Source organism: Albidovulum sp., assembly GCF_041919395.1.
In the GTDB taxonomy this organism is placed as follows: Bacteria; Pseudomonadota; Alphaproteobacteria; order Rhodobacterales; family Rhodobacteraceae; genus Albidovulum.
The window spans coordinates 13,584-34,577 of record NZ_JAYRTX010000023.1; the positions used below are offsets into that span (position 1 = coordinate 13,584).

Sequence of the window (20,994 nt, forward strand, 5' to 3'; positions counted from 1 at the left end):
CCCATATCTTTGATCGACGCCCCCGTTACCATGGTTGGCCCGGCGCGCCGCGATCGCGCGCCGGGCCTTTTCGGAAGCGCCTCAGCCGTGACCGGCGAGAACCGCGATCCGGATTGCTTCGGCGTCCGCAGCGAGAGCCGCCGCCTCGGCATCCGAAAGAGGCGTACCGAGGATGGTGGACACCGCAATCGCCGTATCGGGCGAGATCGCGACGTTCTTGTCGGAGGCAACGCCAAGGAACACCGCCATCAGCGTGTCATTGGTGTTCGTCACGCCGAGCGACGTGAGCTGAGACGTCCCGTCCAGCGCGTCTTCCAGAAGCGCGAGGTTCTGGAGCGGCGAGTCGATGATGGTGATGTTGTCCCAGTTGGTCGAGAGTTCCAGGATCATCTCGTCGAGCGACATCGAGTAGAAGTCCACCATCTCCGGCGAGAGGCTGGCGAGCGCCTCGTCGTAGGCGCGCTGTAGCACCTGGTCGGGCGAACGCGCCACGCTCAGGCGACCAAGCTCGACCTCCGGGATGCCTTCCTGCGCCCAGACCGGCTTGCCGCCGCCGCTGCCTGAGGTGGACGGACCGCCGGCCTGCGGACCCTTGCCGTCCGAATCGTCGCCCGGGCCGCCTTGTCCGGTACCCTGACCACCCTGGTTTCCCTGTCCCGCCTGGGACCCCGAGCCGCCCTGCCCCTGGCCGCCCTGGTTGCCCTGCTGGGAGCCCGACTCCTGGGCCGACGCGGCCGAAACACCAAGGTTGCCGGTGTCGGACCGGTCCACGAAGGCGAACGCCGTCAGAACCGCCAATGCGGAAACCCCTGCACTCAGTACCAGCTTGTTCTTGAGCATCATCACGTCTCCTAATTTCAAGACTTAGCCCCAGTACACAGGCTGCACACATGGAGACATTCATGAATTGATATGAATCAACGAGAAGCAAAGAAGCCTCTGGTGTTGCGATTGCATGAAACCGCGCTAGGGTCGCGGAATGACCACGCTTTTCCTCACCCACCCCGCCGCCCTGAACCACGTCACGCCCCCCGGCCATCCCGAACGGGTGGACAGGCTCCACGCCATTCTGGAGGCCCTGACGGCCGAGCGCTTCGCCGCGCTCGACCGGCGCGAGGCGCCCCTCGCCGCCGAGGCCGAGCTTCTGCGCTGCCATGCGGCGTCCTATGTCGCAGAGATCAGGGCGGCACGACCGAAGGCCGGCGACGGCAACCAGATCGACGCCGACACCTTCATGTCCGAGGGCTCGTGGGAAGCGGCCCTCCGCGCCGTGGGCGGCATCGAGGCCGCCGTCGATGCCGTCCTGAAGGGCGAGGCGCGAAACGCCTTCGTAGCCATGCGTCCGCCCGGCCACCACGCCGAGAGAACCCGCGCGATGGGCTTCTGCCTGTTCGGCACGGTCGCCATCGCGGCCAAATACGCGCTCGATGTTCATGGGCTATCGCGGATCGCCGTGCTCGACTTCGACGTTCACCACGGCAATGGCACGCAGGACCTCCTCTGGGACGAAGCGCGCGCGGTCTTCGTCTCCTCGCACCAGTTCCCGCTCTGGCCGGGTACCGGCCGGGCGGAGGAGACGGGCGCGCACGGGCAGGTCGTCAACCTGCCGCTTCGACCCGGCACCGGCGGTGCGGAGATGCGCGCAGCCTGGGCACCGGCGCTCGCCCGCGTAGGGGCGTTCCGGCCCGACCTGATCCTCGTATCCGCGGGATTCGACGCGCACCGCGACGATCCGCTCGCCAACCTGATGTGGACGGAAGCCGACTACACCTGGATCACCCGCGCGATCTCGGACCTGGCCGCCGAGGTCTGCGGCGGCCGGGTGGTCTCCGCACTCGAAGGCGGCTATGATCTCGACGCGCTCGCGGCCTCGGTCGCCGCGCATCTGGACGTGCTGATGGAGCGGGACGCATGAGCGATCTGACCGGGATGAGCTTCGAGGAAGCGATGAAGAAGTTGGAAGCGGTCGTGCGCGATCTCGAATCCGGCAACGTTGAGCTGGAGAAATCCATCGCGCTTTACGAAGAAGGCGCACGGCTCAAGGCGCATTGCGAGAAGAAGCTGAAGGAAGCGGAGGAGAAGGTGGCGAAGATCACCCTCGGCCCCGACGGCGCGCCCACCGGAACGGTGCCGGCCGAAGGGCTCTAGGTGTTCGCGCGACGTCTGCAGGCGGCGCAGGCCGGGGTGCAGGCCGCACTCGATGCCGCGCTGGCCGAGCGCGCGGAAGTCCCCGTCGTCCACGCCATGCGCTACGCGCTTCAGGGGGGGAAGCGCCTGCGGGCCTTTCTCGTGCTGGAAAGCGCCGCGCTCCACGGCATCCCGGCCGCCGGCGCCATGCCCGCCGCCGCCGCCGTCGAGGCGCTCCATGCCTATTCGCTCGTCCACGACGACCTGCCCTGCATGGATGACGACGCGCTCCGCCGCGGCCAGCCGACGCTCCATGTGAAGTGGGACGAGGCCACGGCCGTTCTGGCGGGCGACGCCCTTCAGACCCTGGCCTTCGAGCTTCTCACCGGTGCGGCGCTCGGCCCCGCCGACCGGCGCATCGCGCTCGTCGCCGCCCTCGCCCGCGCCTCCGGCGCCGAAGGCATGGTGCTCGGCCAGGCGCTCGACATCGCGGCCGAAACCGCGCCCCGGCCGCTCACGCTCGACGAGATCACCGCGCTTCAGGCGGGCAAGACCGGCGCGCTGATCGCATTTTCCGCCACCGCCGGCGCGATCCTCGCCGGCGCCGACCCGGCGCCGCTTACCGCCTATGCGCGCGCCCTCGGCCTTGCCTTCCAGATCGCCGACGACATCCTCGACGTGGAGGGCGATCCGGCCAAGGCCGGCAAGGCGCTCGGCAAGGATGCCGCGGCGGGCAAGGCCACGTTTGTCTCGCATCTCGGCCTCGATGGCGCGAAAAAACGCGCCCGCGACCTCGTGGCGGAGGCGGAAGCCGCGCTTTTCCCCTATGCTGCCGCTGCCGAAACCTTGAGAGAGGCCGCGCGTTTCGTTATTGCCCGCGAAAGCTGAGCGCACGCCCGGGGAGGGCGCATGACCGACCGACCCAAGACCCCCACGCTCGACCGCGTGACGACGCCCGCCGACATGAAGGTGCTTTCCGACCGCGAGCTTCGGATGCTCGCCGACGAACTCCGGGCCGAAACCATCAGCGCCGTGTCGGTGACTGGCGGCCACCTGGGCGCCGGGCTCGGGGTGGTGGAACTCACCGTCGCGCTCCACGCGGTCTTCGACGCGCCCCGCGACAAGATCATCTGGGACGTCGGCCACCAGTGCTATCCGCACAAGATCCTGACGGGCCGGCGCGACCGTATCCGCACGCTGCGCCAGAAGGCCGGGCTATCGGGCTTCACCAAGCGCTCGGAGTCGCCCTACGATCCCTTCGGCGCCGCCCACTCCTCCACCTCCATCTCCGCCGCCCTGGGCTTTGCCGTGGCGCGCGATCTTGGCGGCAGCCCGGGCGAGGCCGTGGCGGTGATCGGCGACGGCGCGATGAGCGCGGGCATGGCGTTCGAGGCGCTGAACAATGCCGGCCACCTGAAGAAGCGGCTCTTCGTCGTCCTCAATGACAACGAGATGTCGATCGCGCCGCCGGTGGGCGCCCTGTCGGCCTACCTGTCCCGTCTCTATGCCGAGCCACCGTTCCAGGAATTGAAGGCGGCCGCCAAGGGCGCGATAAGCCTCCTGCCGGAGCCCTTCCAGGAAGGTGCACGCCGCGCCAAGGAGATGCTGAAGGGCATGACCATCGGCGGGACCCTCTTCGAGGAGCTCGGCTTCACCTATGTCGGGCCGATCGACGGCCACGACCTCGACCAGCTCCTTCCCGTGTTGCGCACCGCGAAGGCGCGGGCGACGGGGCCGACGCTCATCCATGTGCTGACGAAGAAGGGCAAGGGCTTCGCGCCCGCCGAACGCGCCGCCGACAGGGGCCACGCTACGGCGAAGTTCGACCCGGTGACGGGCGAGCAGAAGAAGGCGCCCTCGAACGCGCCCGCCTATACCAAGGTCTTCGCGCAGAGCCTGATCCGCGAGGCCGAGGCGGACGACAGGATCGTCGCTGTCACCGCCGCGATGCCGGACGGCACGGGCCTGAACCTCTTTGCCGAACGCTTCCCGCGCCGCTCTTTCGACGTGGGCATCGCCGAACAGCATGCCGTTACCTTCTCAGCCGGGCTCGCCGCCGGCGGCCTGAAACCTTTCTGCGCGATCTACTCGACCTTCCTGCAGCGCGGCTACGATCAGGTCGTGCATGACGTCGCGATCCAGCGGCTTCCCGTCCGCTTCGCCATCGACCGGGCCGGGCTCGTCGGCGCAGACGGCGCGACCCACGCCGGCAGCTTCGACGTGGCCTTCCTCGCCAACCTGCCCGACATGGTGGTCATGGCCGCGGCCGATGAGGCGGAGCTTGTCCACATGGTCGCCACCGCCGCCGCGATCGACGACCGGCCCAGTGCCTTCCGCTATCCGCGGGGCGAGGGGGTCGGCGTCGAGATGCCGGAGCGCGGGATGCCGCTCGAAATCGGGAAGGGCCGCATTGTCGTCGAGGGTGGCCGCGTCGCCATCCTCTCCTTCGGCACGAGGCTCGCGGAGGTGCTGAAGGCCTGCGAGAGCCTCAGTCAGCGCGGCCTCGCGCCCACGGTGGCCGATGCCCGCTTCGCCAAGCCCCTCGACCGCGACCTGATCCTGTCGCTCGCCCGCCACCACGAGGCGCTCATCACCATCGAGGAGGGCGCCATCGGCGGCTTCGGCTCCCATGTCGCCCAGCTTCTGGCCGAGGAAGGCGTCTTCGACCGCGGTCTGAAGTTCCGCGCCATGGTGCTCCCCGACACCTTCATCGACCAGGCCTCGCCCGAGGACATGTATGCCGTGGCCGGCATGAATGCGGCCGAGATCGAAGCGAAGGTGCTGGAGGTGCTTGGCGTGGCCATGGTTGCTGGACTGCGCGCCTGAATCGTCTCTACTTCGGCGGTTCGAGCCGCGTTTCGATCGCCTTCAGACGTGCCAGAACCTCTTCCCGGTAGGCATCCGTCTGGGCCACCTCCTCGGCGCTGTGCGCGGCCTGCATCGAGTTCACGATGAGGCCGACGACGAGGTTCATCACCGCGAAGGTGGTGACGAGGATGAAGGGCAGGAAGAAGGCCCAGGCCCAGTCGTGGACCTCCATCACCGGCCGCACGATTCCCATCGACCAGCTTTCCAGCGTCATCACCTGGAAGAGCGTGTAGCCCGACCGGCCGAGCGTGCCGAACCATTCGGGGAAGGTCGCGCCGAAGAGCTTCGTCGCCATCACCGCGCCGACGTAGAAGATGATCCCCATCAGCAGGAAGACCGAGCCCATGCCCGGTAGCGCGGTTAGGAACCCCTCCACCACGCGCCTGAGCCGTGGCGCAGCGGAGACGAGCCGAAGGACCCTGAGGATGCGCAGTACCCGCAGCACCGCGAATCCCTGCCCGGCGGGCACGAGCGCGACGGCGACGATGACGAAGTCGAAGAGGTTCCAGCCGTCGCGGAAGAACCCCAGCCGGCGGACGAAAAGCTTCGAACCGATCTCGGCCACGAAGATCGCAAGGCAGATCCGGTCAAGCGTAACCAGCAGGTCGCCCGCCGCCGCCATGGCACGCCCGGAGGTTTCGAGCCCGAGGATCAGGGCGTTCAGGACGATCACGCCGATGATGCCGCGACGGATGGCGGGGCGTTCCAGAAAGTCGGAAAGTCTTTCGCGAAAGTCCATGCTGGCGCCCCATCTCCGGTTCCTGTCCCATATGGTCGGACGGCCCCGCCCCGGCAAGCCCGCCGCCCGTCCGCGTCTTAGGGAGTTCCCGATGATCCGCCTGCTCGTCGCGCTTCTTCTCCTCGCCGCCGCACCGGCCGCCGCCCAGGTCGCGCCCTCGCCCGAAGAGACCGCCGGCTACCGCGGCCTCCACCGTGCCGCGCTCGACGACGACGCGGCGTCGATCCGCCGCCTGATCGCCGAGGGCGCCGGACTGAACGCCCGCGACCGGCGCCGAAGGACGGCGACGATTCTCGCTGCCTTCGCCTCGGCGGACGCGGCGCTGAAGGCACTCGCCAAGGGCGGCGCCGACATGAACGCGCAGGACTGGCAGGGCTACGATGTCGTCACCATCGCTGCCGTCGCGGGCGATCTCGCCCTCATGTCGCTTGCCCTCGACCTCGGCAACCGGCCCGACCTGATCCACACCAACTGGGACGGCAACGCGCTCATCGCCGCGTCCGAGCTTGGCCATGCCGAGATCGTGCGCCGCCTCATAGCGGCGGGCGCGCCGCTCGATCACGTCAACAACCTCGGCTGGACCGCGCTCCTGGAGGCGGTGATCCTCGGTGATGGCGGCCCGACCCACCAGGCGACCGTCCAGGCGCTGGTCGCGGCCGGAGCGGACCAGAAGATCACAGACCGGGACGGAAGAACGCCCCGCGACCACGCGGCCGCGCGCGGATTCGACGCGATTCTGGCGATCCTCGATGACGGAGGCTGAGGCCGAAGGCCCGCCGTCAGGCCGTCCGCCCCCGCTCGATCCGGGCATACTCCCGCACCTTGGTGCCGTCGTCGCGCTCCGCGGGGCGTTCGTGCAGCGCGCGGGCGGCAGGATGGCTGCCCTCCGATCCCTGGGTTCTCTCGATCTCTACGAAGCGCTTCAGACGGCTTCCCTCGGAACTCGTGCGGCGGTCAGCAGCAGGCCGGCTCATGGTTTCCTCCTCGGTTCCTCCGCCCGACTGAGCGGGACAACCAAGGATGAAGCCGAATCACCCGCATGGCCACCCCGATTTCCGCAGCCGCACCCCGCCGGCCCTATTCCGCCAGCCGCCGCAGCGCCCAGCGAGCGGCATCCGCCACTGTCGGGTCGGGGTCGCCAAGCCGCGCCGCCGCCGCGTCCCGAAGACCCCGATCGCCGGAATTTCCGATGGCGTAAAGGACGTTGCGCAGGAAGCGGTCGCGCCCGATCCGCTTGATCGGGCTCCCCGCAAAGCGCTCCCGGAACGCGGCATCGTCGAGTGCCGCCAGCTCCGCCAGCGGCGGAGCGCCCACCCGCGCGGCATAGCCCGTTTCATGCGCGGCCTGCGCGAACTTGTTCCACGGGCAGACCGCGAGGCAATCGTCGCAACCATAGATCCGGTTGCCGAGCAGGGGCCGCAGCGCCTCCTCCACCGGGCCCTTGTGCTCGATCGTCAGGTAGGAGATGCAGCGCCGCGCGTCGAGCTGGCGGGGTGCCGGGAAGGCGCCCGTCGGGCAGATGTCGAGACAGGCCCGGCAGGAGCCGCAGTGATCGGTGCCCGCCTCGTCCTTCGGCAGGTCGAGCGTGGTGAAGATCGCGCCGAGGAAGAACCAGTTTCCCAGATCGCGGCTCACGAGGTTGGTGTGCTTGCCCTGCCAGCCGAGCCCGGCGGCCTCCGCCAGGGGCTTCTCCATCACCGGCGCGGTATCGACAAAGACCTTGATTTCGGCCGGTTGAGACCCCTTCGCGGCCTCCTCGATCAGCCAGCGCCCGACCCGCTTCAGCCGTTTCTTCATCAGATCGTGGTAATCCCTTCCCTGTGCATAGCAGGACACCGCCGCGCGGCCGCGCTCGGCAAGAACGGCCAGCGGGTCGTAGCCGGGCGTGTAGCTTTCGGCCAGCATGATCACCGTCCGTGCCTCGGGCCAGAGCGCGGCCGGATCGCCGCGCCAGGACATCCGTTCCGCCATCCAGCCCATCTGCCCGTGCCGTCCGGCCGCGACGAAGGCCGCGAGCCGTCCCGCCGCCTTGGGGATCGCTGAGGGCGCACAGTAACCGACCGCCGAAAACCCCTCTGCCACGGCGCGTGCGGTGATCGCGGCCCTGAACTCCGCGGCGTTCATCTTGCCCCAAATACCTCGGGGGTCCGGGGCTGGCGCCCCCGGCCGCCCACCTCAGAAATCCAGGTCGGCATAATGCGTCGGCGGCGGAAAACCCGGCACCTGGTCGGCCAGGAGCGACCGGAACGATGGCCGCGACTTGATCTTGGCATACCAGTCCTTCACGTTCTGGCTGCGGTTCCAGTCCACGTCCGAGATGTAGTCGAGACTCGAGAGATGCGCGGCGGCGGCGAAATCCGCCAGCGTCATCTCGTTGCCCGCAAGCCATCGCCGCTGATCGAGAAGCCAGCTCAGGTAGTCGAGGTGATACTTGATGCGCGCCGAGCCGGACTTGACGTTCTTCGAATCCGGATAGCCGAGCTTCATCACCTTCTTGTTCACTCGCTCGTAGAGGAGCTTCGAGGTCACTTCGGCGTGGAACTTGTCGTCGAACCAGGCGCAGAGCCGGCGCACCTCGTAGCGCCCCTCCGGATCGCGCGGCATCAGCCGCGGCTCGGGCACCGTCTCGTCGAGGTACTCGCAGATTGCCTGGCTCTCGGACATCGTCCGTCCGTTCAGTCTGATCACCGGGATCTTGCCCGCAGGATTGCGGCGCAGGAACTCTGGTCCCTGTTCCCAGTAGCGCTCCTCCACCAGCTCCACCTCGATCCGCTTCTCCGCAAGCGTCAGGCGGACCTTGCGGCAGAAGGGAGAGAGCGGGACATGAAAGAGGCGGGTCATTGGCGGAACTCGTGTCGCGGATGCGGCCCCGTGATACCGGCCGCGCCCGGCGCGATCAATCCTCGAAACAGTCTGCGCGGCCGTCGGCGCGGATCGTCGCCGCCCCGTCTGCGATCTCGGCGGCGCGTTTCCTCAGGAATCCCGAAGGCCGGCCGGGATTGCGGCCCTTCGGATCAGGCAGCGCTGCCGCGACCAGCGCGGCCTGCGAAGGCGTCAGGTCGGCGGCGCTGCGCCCGAAGTAGGCTTTGGCCGCAGCCTCCGCGCCGAACAGGCCCTTCCCGGTCTCGGCGACGTTCAGGTAGACCTCGACGATCCGCCGCTTCGTCCAGAAAAGCTCCACCACCGGCGTCATCAATGCCTCCAGCGCCTTTCTGGGCCAGCTCCGCCCCTGCCAGAGAAAGACGTTCTTTACCACCTGCTGCGTGATGGTGGAGGCGCCCCGCCCCGCCCCCTCGTCGAGCGCGGCGCGGATCGCGTGCATGTCGAAGCCCCAGTGCAGGCAGAAATTCGCGTCCTCCGCCGCCACCACCGACCGCGCCATCTCGGGCGCCATGTCCTCCAGGTCGACCCAGTCCCGGCTGATGCCGCCATGGCGCCAGCTTTCGGCGATCATGTAGGGGGTGAAGACGGGGTTCGCGACGGTGAAGGCGAGGACGAGGAACAGGAACAGCCCGACAAGGCCAAGGAGCCCCCGTCCGGCCCATCCTAGGAGGTCGCGCAGGCTGACGCCCGCGCGCGCCGGCGCGGGCTTCCGTCGCGATCTCGATCTCGGTTTGCTGCCCTTCGCCATCGGAGGAGATCAATCACGCGCGGGCCGTCGGGGTCAAGCCGATCACGCCGTCGCGGGCGGATTCAGCCGGCGAGAACGCGCGCCTCTCGTCCGGCGAGGACCGGGCGCGCGGCGGATACGCTTTCCGGGTCACACGCCGCAAGCTCGGGGAAGATCGACACGATCTCGGCGTAAAGCGCCCTGTCCGCCTCCATGAGGATGCTGCCCGGATGAAAGCTTTCCGTGGGCGCGCCCTCGGCGAAGATGACCTCGTGGTCGGCGAACAGGAGATGGCAGTAGTCCACCTCCGGCACCGGCGCGCGTTCGATCCCGGGCCAGCCGACAAGGTGGATCGCCGCGACCAGCACCTCGGGTTCGCCGAAAAGGAGTTCCGCCCGCCAGCCGGTGATGAGCATCCGGTGCTGCGGCGAGACGACGAGCGCCCGCCGGTTGCCGAGCGCGCCCTGCGCGATCCGCACCGGGGCGAAGCCGCCCGTGCCGTCCACCTTCCGCCGGCCGGTCCAGCGCAGCCGCTGCGGGCCACGATCGAGCGTGTCGACGAGATCGCCCGCCGCCAGAGCCTCCACCGGCATGTCACCCCCGGGAGTGCGGATTCGCGTGCCCGGCGTGAAACAGGGGGGCGAGAAGGCGCCAACCGGCAGCCCGCCCTGCGTGTTGACGAAGGTCGAGCTCTGGAACGTCGCGTCGAAGAGCCGCGTGCCGTCCGTCGGCGTGAACAGGACGCGCCCGTCCGCGAGGTAGAACGTGACGCCGGTGATCGTGACCGTCTGGCCCCTCATGATCACCGTGATCGTGTCGCCCGGATACATCTGCCGGATGTCGGAGCCGTCGATGCGGTCGCCGTTGTTGTTGTTGGTGTTTATGACGGCGTTGTTCTGCCAGTCCACGAGGTCGAGCTGCTGGACAGTCAGCGGCGTCCCTGCCCCCGGCGGCGCCGAGGGGTCCATGGCAAAAAATTGCTCCTGATAGGTCGTCGGCATGCGCCCGCCGCGCGCTGGTTCCGGACTGGTGGCAAAGTGGAACCGCCAAGGCGGCGCCCGTCAACCTTGACGGCGCCGCCATGGCCCTGCGGCAGGGCGCTTTTGCCGGCGCTGTTGCCGGAATGCCCCGTGTCGGCTTTCCGCGTCCGCCCGACCGCCGGTACCGGGGCAAATGACGGCGCGGGCCTACTCTGCCGGAACGGCCTCGGCGTCCGCGCTGAGGGGATGCGTCAGATGCACGAGCATCTCCTTCGGGCATACCTGGATGAAGTTCGCCCGCTCCGCCGACCAGTGCTGGAGGATGCGCTTGGCCTTCAGGCTCCCGGTCTCGGCGGCGTGCCGTTCCACGAGGCCCTTCAGCTGCGCTTCCCAGTGCGGATGGCTGACCGCGCAGGTGACGACCGTCTCGAGGTTCATCAGGTCCTCTGCCGTGCCGTCGGGATCGTGAACATAGGCCATGCCGCCGGTCATGCCCGCGCCGAAGTTCGCGCCGATGCGGCCGAGGATGACCGCGACGCCGCCCGTCATGTACTCGCAGCCGTTCGAGCCGCAGCCTTCGACCACGACCTTCGCACCGGAGTTGCGCACGGCGAAGCGTTCGCCCGCCCGGCCGGCGGCGAAGAGATGCCCGTCGGTCGCGCCATAGAGCACGGTATTGCCGATGATCGTGTTCTCCGATGCCTCAAGGGGCGAGGTCATCGGCGGTCGCACGACGATCATGCCGCCCGACAGGCCCTTGCCGACGTAGTCGTTCGCGTCGCCCGAAACCTCGAGCTTCAGCCCCGGTGCCGCGAAGGCGCCGAGGGACTGGCCGCAAGACCCTGTCAGTTTCACGGTCAGGTGATCCGGCTGCAGGTTGTTGCGCATCCCGAACTTCCGGACGATGAGCGAGGATGCGCGCGTCCCGATGGTCCGGTGGGTGTTCCGGACCGCATAGGAAAGCTGCATCTTCTCGCCGTCCTCGAAGAACCGCGCGCCGTCGCGGATAATCTCGGCATCCAGCGTGTCGGGCACCGCGTTCCGCGGCTTCGACCGGTCATAGACAATCCGGTCCGACCCATCGACGGTGATGAGGAGCGGGTTGAGGTCGAGGTCGTCGAGGTCGGCGTGCCCCCGGCTCACCTGCGTCAGGAGATCGGCGCGGCCGATGATCTCGTCCATCGTCCGGGCGCCGATCTGGCTGAGGATCTCGCGCACTTCCTGGGCGTAGAAGGTGATGAGGTTCACCACCTTGTCGGCCGTGCCGTTGAACACGGCGCGCAACTTCTCGTCCTGGGTGCAGACGCCCACCGGGCAGGTGTTCGACTGGCACTGACGCACCATGATGCAGCCCATGGCGATCAGCGCGGCAGTGCCGATGCCGTATTCCTCGGCGCCCATCATCGCCGCCATGACGATGTCGCGTCCGGTGCGCAGGCCGCCATCGGTCCTGAGCGTGATCCGGTCGCGGAGCTTGTTCATCGCCAACACCTGATGAGCCTCGGTCAGACCCATCTCCCACGGGAGCCCCGCGTACTTGATCGAGGTCGCGGGCGAGGCGCCGGTGCCGCCGTTGTGACCCGAGACGAGGATCACGTCGGCCCTGGCCTTGGCCACGCCCGCCGCGATGGTGCCGACGCCGGATGAGGCGACGAGCTTCACCGTGACCTTGGCGCGCGGGTTGATCTGCTTAAGGTCGTAGATCAGCTGCGCGAGGTCCTCGATCGAGTAGATATCATGGTGCGGCGGCGGCGAGATCAGCGTCACGCCCGGCGTCGAATGGCGCAGCCGCGCGATCAGTTGCGTGACCTTCATCCCCGGAAGCTGGCCGCCCTCGCCGGGCTTGGCGCCCTGCGCGACCTTGATTTCCAGCTCCTCGCAGGCGTTGAGGTATTCCGCGGTCACGCCGAACCGGCCGGAGGCCACCTGCTTGATCTTCGCGCTGGGGTTGTCGCCGTTCGGCATCGGCAGGAAATGCGCCGGATCCTCGCCGCCCTCGCCGCTGTCGGACTTCGCGCCGATCCGGTTCATGGCGATGTTCAACGTCATGTGCGCCTCGGGGCTGAGCGCGCCGAGCGACATCCCCGGCGTGACGAAGCGCTTGCGGATCGAGGTAATGCTCTCGACCTCCTCGATCGGCACCGGCCGGCCCAGGGGCTTGATGTCCAGAAGGTCGCGGATGTGGATCGGCGGGTTTGCCCGCATCGCGGCCGAATACTGCTTCCAGAGGTCATAGCTCGCGCGGTCGCAGGCCGATTGCAGAAGGTGCATGGTCTGCGCCTCCCAGGCGTGCTTTTCGCCCGACCGCCGCGACTTGTAGAAGCCGCCGACGGGCATGACATCGGCGCCGCCCTTCCAGCCTTTCGCGTGGATCTCCTCCAGCTTGTGCTGGATGCCCGAAACGCCGATGCCCGAGATGCGGCTCTGCATTCCGGGGAAGTATTCCGCGACCATGGCGCGGGACAGCCCCACCGCCTCGAAGTTCAGGCCGCCGCGGTAGGAGGAGACGACCGAGATTCCCATCTTCGACATGATCTTCAGCAGGCCCGCGTCGATCGCGTCGCGGTAGCGGCGCATCGCATCGACCAGGCTCCCCTCGATCAGGCCGCGGCGGATGCGGTCGGCGATCGAATCCTGCGCCAGGTAGGCGTTCACCGTGGTCGCGCCACAGCCGATGAGAACGGCGAAGTAATGCGGGTCAATGCACTCGGCCGACCGGACGTTCAGCGAGCAGAAGGTCCTGAGCCCCTTGCGTGTCAGCCAGGAATGCACCGCCGAGGTCGCAAGGATCATCGGCATCGCCACCCGCGCCTCGGACTGGTGCTGATCGGTCAGCACCAGGTGCCCCGCGCCCGAGCGCACGGCATCCTCCGCCTCCGCCCGGATGCGTTCCAGCCCGAGCCTCAGCGCATCGGGCTGGCCGTCAGCGGGGAAGGTGCAGTCGATGAAGGCGACGTTGGCGCCGAACTGGCGCACCATCTCGCCGAATTCGGCATTCGCGAGGAAGGGGCTCTCCAGCACGAGAATCTCGGTCTGGGAACTGTCCTCGTCCAGCACGTTCTTGAGGTTGCCGAACCGGGTCTTGAGGCTCATCACCCGCGCCTCGCGAAGCGAGTCGATGGGCGGGTTCGTCACCTGGCTGAAGTTCTGCCGGAAGAAATGGCTCAATGGGCGGTACTGCTTCGACAGCACGGCAGCCGGCGTGTCGTCGCCCATGGAGGCGACCATCTCCTTGCCGTCGTCCGCCATCGGGGCCAGGACCTGCTCCAGCTCTTCCAGAGTGTAGCCGGCCGCGATCTGGCGGCGGCGCAGCTCGGCGCCCTCGAACACGGCCTTTTCCGGCACGTCGCGCATGATCGAGTTGAGGTCGATCACCTTCGACAGCCAGTCGCCGAAGGGTTGGCTCGCCGCCAGGCGATCCTTGATCTCCCGGTCGTGGTAGAGCCTGCCCTCCTTCATGTCGACGGCGATCATCTGCCCCGGGCCGAGCGCGCCCTTCTCGCGCACCACCGCCTCGTCCACGGGCACCATCCCGACCTCGGAGCCCGCGATCAGGAGGCCGTCGCCGGTGACGACATAGCGCATCGGCCTGAGCCCGTTGCGGTCGAGACCGCCGCAGACCCAGCGCCCGTCGGTCATCGCCAGCGCCGCCGGCCCGTCCCAGGGCTCCATCACGCTGTTGCAATAGGCATACATGTCGGCCCAGGCCTTCGGCATGTTGGTCGTGGCCTTCGACCAGGCTTCCGGCACCAGCATGGTCTTTGTCATCGGCGCCGAGCGGCCGGAGCGGACCATCACCTCGAACACGGAATCGAGCGCGCCGGAATCCGACGTGCCCGCCGGGATGATCGGCTTGATGTCCTCTGCCATCTCGCCGAAGGCCGCCGAAGCCATGCGGATCTCGTGGCTCCGCATCCAGTTGACGTTGCCTTTCAGCGTGTTGATCTCGCCGTTGTGGGCGAGCATGCGGAAGGGCTGCGCCAGCGACCACTGCGGGAAGGTGTTGGTCGAATAGCGCTGGTGATAGATGGCGAAGGCGCTCTCGAAGCGGTCGTCCATCAGGTCCGGGTAGAAGACCGAGACCTGTTCGGCCAGCATCATGCCCTTGTAGATCACCGACCGGCAGGACAAGGAACAGATGTACATCCCGGCGATCTGCGCCGCGATCACCGCCTTCTCGATCCGGCGGCGGATGATGTAGAGCTCGCGCTCGAACTGCTCCTGGTCGATGTCCTTCTCGCAGCGGATCAGGATCTGCTCGATCTCGGGGCGCGTCGCGTTGGCCTTCTCGCCCAGCACGCTCGTGTCCACCGGCACATGCCGCCAGCCATAAATGTAATGGCCCATCCGCAGGACTTCCGTCTCCACGATGGTACGGCAGCGCTCCTGCGCGCCGAAATCGGTGCGCGGCAGGAAGACCTGGCCGACGGCGATCAGCTTCCTCGGATCAGGCTCGTGCCCCGTGCGCCGCACCTGGTCGTAGAAGAACTTCACCGGGATCTGCACGTGGATGCCCGCGCCGTCGCCGGTCTTGCCGTCGGCATCGACGGCGCCGCGGTGCCAGACGGCCTTCAGGGCTTCGATCCCGTTCGCCACGACCTTGCGGCTGGCCTTGCCGTCGACGGAGACCACGAGCCCCACGCCGCAGGAGGAATGCTCGTCTTCGCTGCGATAGAGACTGTTTTCGGCCATCCAGTGGCGCTTGGTGGCCTCTGCCTCGGCCCAGTGCATGTCAAACTCGGTCATGGCAGTCATCCTCCGATCGAGAGGGTTGGAAAGGGTTGCGTCGCCTCAGTCACCAGCTCGTCGCAGTCGTAGATCGGCTCCGATGACAGGAACCCCTTCTCACCTGGCAACGCAAACTGCATCGGCGTGTCCACGAGGCGTTCCCGGTCGCCGAAGCTGTTCTCGAAATCCTCGCTGTCGGCCCAGAAGAGCCTCCAGTCGCGGTGCACGAGCTGGCGCCCTTTGCGGTGCCAGAGCATCTGGCCTCCGGCGTCCCAGGCCGTAAGGTCGAAGCGCGTGCGCTCCAGCGTCACACCGTCGATGGTCACACGCTCGCCCGTCAGTTCGTCATAGCCGGTATAGCGGCGGACCTCGCCGGTCCCGCTTTCGGTCGTGAAGTCGTAGTCGTCGCGCCCGGTGGAAAGGAGCGTTGTGAAAGACGCCGGATCCGTCTCGGCGGACAGCCGGTCCTTCTCGCCCGTCGTCAGGTCGTAGCTCTCCAGCCAGCGCGTCTCGGCGTCGATCTTGGAAAGGTAGTAGGGTCCCTGGCCGTCCATGTAGAGCGCCCACTGCTCGCCCGCCGCGTCGCCCTGGCAGCGGTAGTGCTGCGAGACCTGGCAGGAGCGCATCTGCACGGTCGCAAAGACCTCGCAACCCTGCGGCGCGGCGAACCTGCCGCCTGCGACGGCGGCCGGGGCGAGCAGCGCGAGCGCCCCTGTCAACACGATCCCGGCTGCGTTCGTCACGGTCAGGCTTCCTTCACTCTCAAGGTCAGCGTCACTGACCCGTTAATCATTGCGGCGCGCGGATTGTCGAGACAGATATCCGAGGCCAAACCGACAGGCGCCCGACGCCGATCCGGCAGACATTTCCGGGGTGGCCGCGCCTCATTCCGCCGCCACCGCTTGCGCGCCGGCAAGGTAGGTCAGCACACTGTCGGCGGCCTCGCGCCCGTCGCGGATCGCCCAGACGACAAGGGAGGCGCCGCGCACGATGTCGCCCACCGCGAAGACACCGGGCAGGCTTGTCGCGTGGCTGCGGAAGTCGGCCTTCACGGTGCCCCAGCGGGTGACCTCCAGCCCCTCGACGCCCCAGAGCTTCGGCAGATCCTCCGGCTCGAAGCCAAGCGCCTTGATCACCAGATCCGCGGGCTCGACATAATCGGCGCCGTCGATCACTTCCGGCGACTGGCGTCCCGTGACATCCGGCGCGCCGAGCCGCATCTGCTGGACGAGCACGCCTTCGACGGCCTCGCCGGCGGTGAAGCCCCGCGGCGCGGTCAGCCAGACGAAATCGACGCCTTCCTCCTCGGCGTTGGCGACCTCGCGCTGGCTGCCCGGCATGTTGGCCCGGTCGCGGCGGTAGAGACACTTCACGGACTGCGCGCCCTGGCGGATCGCGGTGCGCACGCAGTCCATCGCGGTGTCCCCGCCGCCGATGACGACGACGCGCTTGCCTTCCGCGTTCAACTCGCCGGAATCGAACTCCGGCACGTCGTCGCCGAAGCTCTTGCGGTTCGCGGCGGTCAGGTAGTCGATCGCGCGGACGATGCCGGTGGCATTCGCGTTCGGTCCGCCGAGGTCGCGGCTCTTGTAGACGCCGGTGGCGATGATCACGGCGTCATGCTTGCCGCGGATCGCGTCGAAGGCGAGGTCATCGCCAACATTGCAGTTCAGCACGAACTGCACGCCACCCTGCTCCAGCTGGGCGATCCGCTGCATCACCACGTCCTTCTCCAGCTTGAAGCCGGGGATGCCGTAGGTCATGAGCCCGCCCGCGCGGTCGTAGCGGTCATAGACCGTGACCTGGATCCCCGCCCGGCGCAGCGCTTCGGCCGCCGCCAGCCCGCCCGGTCCCGCGCCGATGATGCCGACGCTTTCGGCGCGCTCCTGCACCGGCTTCACGGGTTTCACCCAGCCCATGTCCCAGGCAGTGTCGGTGATGTATTTCTCGATCGCGCCGATGGTGACGGTGCCGTGGCCCGCCTGTTCGATGACGCAGTTGCCCTCGCAAAGACGGTCCTGCGGGCAGATGCGGCCGCAGATCTCCGGGAAGGTATTGGTCGCCTGGGCAAGCTCGTAGGCTTCCTGAAGCCGGCCTTCGGCCGTCATCCTGAGCCAGTCGGGAATGTTGTTGTGCAGGGGGCAATGGGTCTGGCAATAGGGCACGCCGCACTGGCTGCACCGGCCGGCCTGCTCGGCCGCTTTCTGGGCAGCGAACTCGCGGTAAATCTCGTTGAAGTCCAGCGCGCGGACGCTTGCCGCACGTTTCTCCGGCATCTCCCTCGAGACGGTCACGAACTGGAGCATGCGCTGCTTGGCCATGGGCGGAACTTTCCGGCGGAACTCAGGGTGCGCATTGCTACCGCTGTTCCGGCCAGAATAAAAGTCAGAATAGCTTACCTATTTTGTCGATTCTCGAGCGAAGTTCCGCGTTTGAGGAGGAGAATTGGCGAAAAAAGGTAATGCATGCTGACGTTATGCTCAGTAACCGAGGCTCAGCGCAGCCAGAACCGCAGCTCCGACGATGATTCGCCACCAGCCGAAGAGGGCATATCCATGCCGGCTGACGTATCCGAGAAGCCAATTGACGACGAGAACCGCCGTCACGAGGGCCGCCCCGAAACCGATGGCGATCTGGCCCAGCGCGCCCCAGTCGAGGACGTCGCGGTTCTTCCAGAGGTCGTAGGTGAAGGCGGCGGCCATCGTCGGCATCGAGAGAAAGAACGAGAACTCCGCCGCCGACCTCTTGTCCGCCCCGAAGGCGAGCGCGCCGACGATCGTGGCGCCCGAGCGGGACACGCCGGGGATCATGGCGAGGCACTGGACGACACCGATGCCGAAGGCCATCCAGAGAGGGAAGCGTTCGGCGTCGCGATATCGGGGGCTGAGCGGCAGACGGTCCACCACCAGAAGCACCACGCCTCCGGCAATGAGCATTGAGGCGATGAGCCGGGGACTCTCGAACAGCACGTCCTTGATGAAGTCGTGGGCCAGCACGCCCACCACGACCGCGGGCAGGAAGGCCAGGAGGACCGACCCGGCGAAGCGACGCGCCTGGGGGTCCGAGGGCAATCCGACCACGGTGCGCGTGATCTTCGCCGCGTAGACGCCCAGAATGGCGAGCACGGCGCCAAGCTGAATGACCACCTCGAATGTCTTTCCCGCGCTTTCGAAGCCGAGGAAATGCCCTGCCAGAAGGAGATGCCCGGTGGAAGATACCGGTATGAACTCCGTCAGCCCCTCGACAAGCCCGAGAACGAGGGCAGTCAGCGTATCGCTCATCGCAGGGCCCTTCCTTCCGCACTACAGCACGCGGAGCTTTAAGCCCGCGCTGGCGGAGTCACAAGGCCGGGCGGATCAGCGCGCCGTGGCCAGCCGCTTCGCCCCATTTGCCGAAGCCGCGGCCTTCGGCATGGTCGCGCCGCCGCCATACTCCGACAGATCGAGGTAATGTCCCACGAACTTCGCAAGCTCGCGGTTGCTGTCATCGAACCGGCCGCGGAACGTCTTCTCCACATGCTCCGAGACCGGATGATATCCCTTGAGCAGCCTCGAAAACGGCGGCCGCCTCAGCAGATACCCGAAGGCGCGGTAAAACCCGTCCGGCGTGGTGCCGATGCGGACCGTGGGTGCCGGAACAAGGACGCTCTTCTGCAACTTGTTGATGCGACGCAGAAGCGGCACGGCGTATTCCGGATAGCTTGGCGCGTACGCCGACCGGTGCGACGGCAGCACACCATGGAACGAGGTGTTTCCGGCGAACTCCGCAAGCCGGTTCGTCGCACCGTCCATGTCGGTCTTCAGGCTCTCCTGCGTGATGACGTGGACGTTCTCGGCGCCGAAGAGGTCCTGATAGAGCTTCACCAGCCGGTGATACTCGAAATGCTCGGGCCGGAACCCGTAGAAACCGAGCTCCGGATCGCCCGCGAAAAAGAGTTCGGGGCTCATCGTGCCGCCGCGCAGCAGGTACTGCATGTAGACCGAGGTCAGGATGCGCATCTGGGAACGGATGGAAATCAGGATCCTGGCATCCGGTGCGATGGCCTTGAGCCGCCGCGCGAAGTCGTCGCTGCCCATGCCGCCGAAGAAGGGATGGCCGGAAAGAATCTCCGACGAAATCACGGGCACCATGCCCGACGGCACGCCGCGCATGCCCTCCGATATCACCGCACGCATCGCCCGGGGGTCGAAGAGAAGACCATGCGGCGCGACGACATTGTCCCAGACTTCCCGGTGGCGGGCGATCTGGTGATAGCCATGCTCATGCACGAAAAGACGCTGCTGCATCCAGGACGTGGCGGTCTTGTGGTACCCGATATGCAGCAACAGCCGAGCCGTCATCCGACGCCCTTCCCACGATCAATCAACACCGTTCCCGGCGGACAATGTCCCCCTTGACGGCGGCGAGGTCAAACGATTCCGGAAAAGTGGTGGAAAAAGAAACAATTCCGCCCCGGCTGGGGCTCCGTTCCCGCCAGTCGATCAGCCGTGGCCGCGGAGATTCTTCGCCGAGGCCTTGATCGCCTCGTACTGACCCGACGGGCGGAAGCGCCAGAGATAGTCCGGCAAGACCGCCTCGGCCGGCGTTGGCGTGATGCCGAGATCCGCGAACCCCTTCGCGCCTGGCGCGACGACGTTGTCGCGGCGGAGCATCTTCACCTGGTCGCCGCTCAGCACCCGGTTGGCGACGAGCCGCCCGGTCGCAAGCGACGCGAAGTCAAGAAGCGCGGCGATGATCCGCGCGATCCAGAACGGCAGAGCGACCACGAGCCGACGACGCCCGATGACGCGGAGCATCCCGTGCATCAGGTCGCGGAAGGTCCCGACGTCCGGCCCTCCGAGTTCGTAGGTACCCGAGGGCACCTCACCCTTCACGGCCTTGACCGCTGCCTGCGCCACATCGTCGACATAGACCGGCTGGAACCTCGTCTCGGCACCGACGACGGGCAGAACAGGACCGAGACGCGACATGCCGGCGAAACGATTGAAGAACTGGTCCTCGGGCCCGAACATGACCGACGGGCGCAGGATCACCGCCGAAGGGAACGCGCCCTTGACCGCCGTCTCGCCGGCGGCCTTGGACCGGGCGTAGGCACTGTCGGACCCCGCGTCGGCGCCGATCGCGGAGACATGGACAAGCCGCTCCACCCCGTTCTCGGCAGCGATCCGGGCGATCCGTGCGGCCCCGTCCGCCTGCACGGCCTCGAAATTGTTGCGGCCGCCCTTGTCGAAGGTTCCCACGCAGTTGACCACCGCACCAGCGCCAGCCATCGCCGCCCGCACGGAGGCGTCGTCGCGGATGTTGCACAGCACCGGCTCGACCTGGCCCACCGCTCCGTAGGGGCGCACGAACAGCGCCTCGTTCGGCCGCCGCACGGCGATGCGGATGCGCCAACCCTCCCTGGCGAGCCGCCGGGCTATGTACCGGCCGAGGAACCCCGAACCGCCGTAGATCGTGACGAGCTTGGACATGGGCAGGCGCCTCCGCAGATTTCCGGCCCTGATTAGCGCCCCGCGCCGCGCCAAACAAGGCGCGAATGCGCGCGGGGGCAATCCGGCGGCGCCCCGTTGACAGGCCCGAACGGCCGCTATACATCGCCCGTCACGACACCTGCCCAGGTGGCGGAATTGGTAGACGCGCTGGTTTCAGGTACCAGTGCCGCAAGGCGTGGAGGTTCGAGTCCTCTCCTGGGCACCATTCAAATCAAAAAAGTCCTGCAATTCCAACTGGTTGCAGGACTTTTGATTTTCTAATCCACCTTTGTATCCACCCGTGGGCGCTCGTGAAGGTGGATAGGGGCGTTTCTCCGTGACCGTCCGGCCTGACCGCACTGCCGCGTGCTGAGAGTGCCGGATAGTGTCCACCATCGATAGTGGACACTGTGGTGATGGCGTGGCGCGTCGGACGAAGCGGCTCTGGACGGACGAGGAGAAGCGGTCGAT

18 protein-coding genes and 1 tRNA gene are annotated in these 20,994 nt (G+C 67.4%); 6 read left to right on the top strand and 13 right to left on the bottom strand.

Annotated features, from left to right (window positions below; translation table 11 throughout):
• Window positions 1-81 precede the first annotated feature (81 nt).
• Window positions 82-843, bottom strand: a complete 762-nt coding sequence (locus ACMUOO_RS06045) for a hypothetical protein (RefSeq protein WP_301919682.1) — start codon at window positions 841-843, stop codon at window positions 82-84.
• Between the two features lie 136 nt (window positions 844-979).
• Here ACMUOO_RS06045 and ACMUOO_RS06050 point away from each other — a divergent pair, with 136 nt between their 5' ends.
• From ACMUOO_RS06050 to dxs, 4 genes are read left to right on the top strand one after another with little or no spacing between them, the layout of a single operon-like run.
• Window positions 980-1,915 carry a histone deacetylase family protein gene (locus ACMUOO_RS06050; RefSeq protein ID WP_301919681.1) on the top strand — a complete coding sequence of 312 codons (936 nt, stop codon included), beginning with the start codon at window positions 980-982 and terminating at the stop codon, window positions 1,913-1,915.
• Window positions 1,912-2,148, top strand: coding sequence for an exodeoxyribonuclease VII small subunit (locus ACMUOO_RS06055; protein ID WP_301919680.1), 237 nt, complete (start codon window positions 1,912-1,914; stop codon window positions 2,146-2,148). The genes ACMUOO_RS06050 and ACMUOO_RS06055 overlap by 4 nt, the downstream gene beginning before the upstream one ends.
• Window positions 2,149-3,015 carry a polyprenyl synthetase family protein gene (locus ACMUOO_RS06060; protein WP_301919679.1) on the top strand — a complete coding sequence of 289 codons (867 nt, stop codon included), beginning with the start codon at window positions 2,149-2,151 and terminating at the stop codon, window positions 3,013-3,015. It begins immediately after the preceding gene.
• Between the two features lie 21 nt (window positions 3,016-3,036).
• Window positions 3,037-4,953: a 1-deoxy-D-xylulose-5-phosphate synthase gene (gene dxs / locus ACMUOO_RS06065; protein ID WP_301919678.1), complete on the top strand. Its 1,917-nt coding sequence runs from the start codon at window positions 3,037-3,039 to the stop codon at window positions 4,951-4,953.
• 7 nt (window positions 4,954-4,960) lie between these two features.
• Here the strand turns inward: dxs and ACMUOO_RS06070 are convergent, their stop codons facing one another.
• Entirely contained in the window at window positions 4,961-5,734 is a 774-nt protein-coding gene (locus ACMUOO_RS06070; protein ID WP_301919677.1) for an ion transporter, read from the bottom strand.
• Window positions 5,735-5,825: 91 nt separating this feature from the next.
• Here ACMUOO_RS06070 and ACMUOO_RS06075 point away from each other — a divergent pair, with 91 nt between their 5' ends.
• Window positions 5,826-6,497 carry an ankyrin repeat domain-containing protein gene (locus ACMUOO_RS06075; protein ID WP_301919676.1) on the top strand — a complete coding sequence of 224 codons (672 nt, stop codon included), beginning with the start codon at window positions 5,826-5,828 and terminating at the stop codon, window positions 6,495-6,497.
• Window positions 6,498-6,513: 16 nt separating this feature from the next.
• On the opposite strand, the gene ACMUOO_RS06080 is transcribed toward ACMUOO_RS06075, so the two are convergent.
• From ACMUOO_RS06080 to ACMUOO_RS06130, 11 genes are all read right to left on the bottom strand, one after another.
• Entirely contained in the window at window positions 6,514-6,708 is a 195-nt protein-coding gene (locus ACMUOO_RS06080; RefSeq protein ID WP_301919675.1) for a hypothetical protein, read from the bottom strand.
• Between the two features lie 103 nt (window positions 6,709-6,811).
• Window positions 6,812-7,858 carry a tRNA epoxyqueuosine(34) reductase QueG gene (gene queG, locus ACMUOO_RS06085; protein WP_301919674.1) on the bottom strand — a complete coding sequence of 349 codons (1,047 nt, stop codon included), beginning with the start codon at window positions 7,856-7,858 and terminating at the stop codon, window positions 6,812-6,814.
• Between the two features lie 51 nt (window positions 7,859-7,909).
• Window positions 7,910-8,575: a glutathione S-transferase family protein gene (locus tag ACMUOO_RS06090; protein ID WP_301919673.1), complete on the bottom strand. Its 666-nt coding sequence runs from the start codon at window positions 8,573-8,575 to the stop codon at window positions 7,910-7,912.
• 55 nt (window positions 8,576-8,630) lie between these two features.
• Complete coding sequence (gene mtgA, locus ACMUOO_RS06095) at window positions 8,631-9,365, bottom strand: monofunctional biosynthetic peptidoglycan transglycosylase (protein ID WP_301919672.1); 735 nt, start codon at window positions 9,363-9,365, stop codon at window positions 8,631-8,633.
• A gap of 62 nt (window positions 9,366-9,427) precedes the next feature.
• Window positions 9,428-10,312, bottom strand: a complete 885-nt coding sequence (locus tag ACMUOO_RS06100; RefSeq protein ID WP_413854938.1) for a Hint domain-containing protein — start codon at window positions 10,310-10,312, stop codon at window positions 9,428-9,430.
• 219 nt (window positions 10,313-10,531) lie between these two features.
• Entirely contained in the window at window positions 10,532-15,070 is a 4,539-nt protein-coding gene (gene gltB / locus ACMUOO_RS06105) for a glutamate synthase large subunit (RefSeq protein WP_301919670.1), read from the bottom strand.
• A 5-nt stretch (window positions 15,071-15,075) separates the two neighbouring features.
• Complete coding sequence (locus ACMUOO_RS06110) at window positions 15,076-15,795, bottom strand: hypothetical protein (RefSeq protein WP_301919669.1); 720 nt, start codon at window positions 15,793-15,795, stop codon at window positions 15,076-15,078.
• Window positions 15,796-15,936: 141 nt separating this feature from the next.
• Complete coding sequence (locus tag ACMUOO_RS06115) at window positions 15,937-17,373, bottom strand: NAD(P)-dependent oxidoreductase (RefSeq protein ID WP_301919668.1); 1,437 nt, start codon at window positions 17,371-17,373, stop codon at window positions 15,937-15,939.
• A 159-nt stretch (window positions 17,374-17,532) separates the two neighbouring features.
• Window positions 17,533-18,333, bottom strand: coding sequence for an undecaprenyl-diphosphate phosphatase (locus tag ACMUOO_RS06120; RefSeq protein ID WP_301919667.1), 801 nt, complete (start codon window positions 18,331-18,333; stop codon window positions 17,533-17,535).
• A 75-nt stretch (window positions 18,334-18,408) separates the two neighbouring features.
• Window positions 18,409-19,392: a hypothetical protein gene (locus ACMUOO_RS06125; protein WP_301919666.1), complete on the bottom strand. Its 984-nt coding sequence runs from the start codon at window positions 19,390-19,392 to the stop codon at window positions 18,409-18,411.
• Between the two features lie 141 nt (window positions 19,393-19,533).
• Complete coding sequence (locus ACMUOO_RS06130; RefSeq protein ID WP_301919665.1) at window positions 19,534-20,523, bottom strand: complex I NDUFA9 subunit family protein; 990 nt, start codon at window positions 20,521-20,523, stop codon at window positions 19,534-19,536.
• Between the two features lie 141 nt (window positions 20,524-20,664).
• Between ACMUOO_RS06130 and ACMUOO_RS06135 the strand changes: the two genes are divergently transcribed.
• A tRNA-Leu gene (locus ACMUOO_RS06135) sits at window positions 20,665-20,749 on the top strand.
• Window positions 20,750-20,994 lie beyond the last annotated feature (245 nt).